Source organism: Chromobacterium alticapitis (assembly GCF_002924365.1).
In the GTDB taxonomy this organism is placed as follows: domain Bacteria; phylum Pseudomonadota; class Gammaproteobacteria; order Burkholderiales; family Chromobacteriaceae; genus Chromobacterium; species Chromobacterium alticapitis.
In genome coordinates this window covers 1-535 of sequence record NZ_PQWB01000002.1, presented here as the reverse complement: position 1 = coordinate 535, position 535 = coordinate 1, and the positions used below count along the sequence as shown (strand labels likewise).

At 60.2% G+C, this 535-nt stretch carries 1 protein-coding gene; it reads left to right on the top strand.

Features of this window, described 5'->3' with window-relative positions; genetic code table 11:
* On the top strand, nt 1–535 hold a 535-nt coding region (locus C2I19_RS00235), incomplete at both ends, for an IS1595 family transposase (RefSeq protein WP_146056703.1).

Sequence of the window (535 nt, the reverse complement as noted above, 5' to 3'; positions counted from 1 at the left end):
CGCAGGCCCGGGGGATCGTCGAAGTGGATGAGACCTTCATCCTGGAATCATTCAAAGGGCAGCGACACCTCCCACGCGTGTCGCGCCAGCGGGATGGCGTTGGCCAAACCCGGGGAGCCGGACCGGATCAGATTCCCATCATGGTGGTGCGGGACCGAGAGGGGCATACGGCGGACTTCAAGCTGAAGAGGCTCAATGGCGCTCATGTGGCAGCGGCTTTAGCCCCCTTGGTAGATAGCGATGCCATCCTGTGTTCGGACGGTGCTGCCGTGTACTCGACCTTTGCCAAGCAACATGGCATCACCCATCAAGTCGTGCATGCCAAGGCGGGACAGCGGGTACGCGAGGGGGCGTTCCATATTCAGCATGTGAATGCCTACCATAGCCGCTTGAAACTTTGGATGGCGCGATTCCACGGGGTTGCCACCAAATACCTTGAGCACTATCTGGGGTGGCGACGGATGCTGGAGCGCTATCAGCAAACCATTCAGCCTTGCCACTGCTTGCAGGAGGCGGTGGGGCGTCCCTTGCAACA